At 23.1% G+C, this 1,626-nt stretch carries 1 protein-coding gene; it reads left to right on the top strand.

All coding sequences use genetic code 11. The features are described 5' to 3' along the window. Positions 1 to 177 precede the first annotated feature (177 nt). On the top strand, positions 178 to 1,626 hold a 1,449-nt coding region (locus AWT72_RS08515), incomplete at its 3' end, for an IS1182 family transposase (protein ID WP_067143615.1).

Raw genomic sequence — 1,626 nt, 5'->3', positions numbered from 1 at the left:
GGGCTGTTGCAAATTAAAAAATAGTCCAGAATAAAAAAAGATGAAAGAAATTAGAATTTTAACACTCTAATTCTTCATCTTTTTTGTTATGAATAAATTGGTTTAAATTCAATAAAATAAGGTATAAAATACTAATTTTATCTGGAAAATATCCTGATTTTTTAGTATAATATACCTATGAAAACGATAACTAATTTTAATCCAAATTGGAAAATAAATCAACCAAAACTTTTCAATATGTATCAATTTGAAATATCTGAGAATGAAGATGTGTATGAACTTAGCAAGATAATGGAGGGATTAAATTATGATAAATTAATGCAAGTATTCAAACACAAAACAAAAGTTCATCCAATAAGACTATTAGCAATAGTTGTTTTTGCATATTCAAGAAAAGTTAAATCAACTCGTGAAATTGAACAATTATGTAGGGAAAATATTAAATTTAGATATTTACTAGGTGATGACCCAATTCCTGACCATTCTACAATAGCAAGATTTTTACAAAAAGCAGAACCTGAAATAAATGATTTATTCATTCAATTCACTAATAAATTACTTGAATTAAATAATATAGATACTAGTATAATATATATTGATGGGACTAAAATAGAAGCAGATGCCAACAAATATACTTTTGTATGGAAAAAGGCAATTCTTAAATTTCAAGATAGATTATTAATTAAAATAGAAAAATTAATTGAAGATTTTAACACTGAATTTAATAAAAATATAATTAGTTTAAAAGAAATGATAGATTTAATAAATAATAAAAATATAATAAGGGTATATGGTAAAGGAAAAAGAAAAAGTATAGAACAAAAATACTTAGATTTAGCAGAACAATATACAAATAAGATAATAGAATATAGTAAACATTTAGATATATTAGGAGATAGAAACAGTTATTCCAAAACAGATAATGATGCTACTTTTATGAGAATGAAAGAAGACTATATGGGTAATGGACAATTAAAACCTGGATATAATTTACAAATAGGTGTTTGCAGTGAATTAATAGTCTCAAGTATGATTTGTTCTAATCCTACTGATATTAAAACATTAATTCCATTTTTAGATAAAATGAAAAATGAAGGAATTAATTTAAAAGATATAGTAGCAGATGCAGGTTATGAAAGTCTTGAAAATTACGTATACTTAAAAAATAATAATTTAGTAAGTTACATAAAACCACAAACATATGAGAAAAGTAAAACTAGAAAATTTCAAAAAGATTTAAATAGACCAGAAAATTTAATATATGATGAAATGAATAATGTATTAAAACGTAGTGATGGTTTTGAATTAGAATATGTAAGAGATAGATATAGAAAAGGAAATATGTATAGGATATTTCATAATAGTAAAACAGGTAAAAATGTTTGGTATAATTATGAATTTAGAAAATTTTCAAAAGAATCTAAGGAAAATATAACAACAGAAAAAGGGATTAGATTACGTATGAATAGAAGTATTCAAGTAGAAGGTGCTTTCGGAGTAATAAAAGAAGATATGAAATTAAGAAAACTTAAAATATCAGGACTTTCAGGAGTTAAACGAGAATTAATACTAATATGTATGGGATATAACTTTAAAATACATATGTATAAAAAGAAACATAATAAA

Origin of the sequence: Oceanivirga salmonicida (assembly GCF_001517915.1) — a bacterium.
Classification (GTDB): Bacteria; Fusobacteriota; Fusobacteriia; order Fusobacteriales; family Leptotrichiaceae; genus Oceanivirga; species Oceanivirga salmonicida.
The sequence above is the reverse complement of the archived record's forward strand: the minus strand, read 5'-3'. Positions and strand labels throughout refer to the sequence as shown.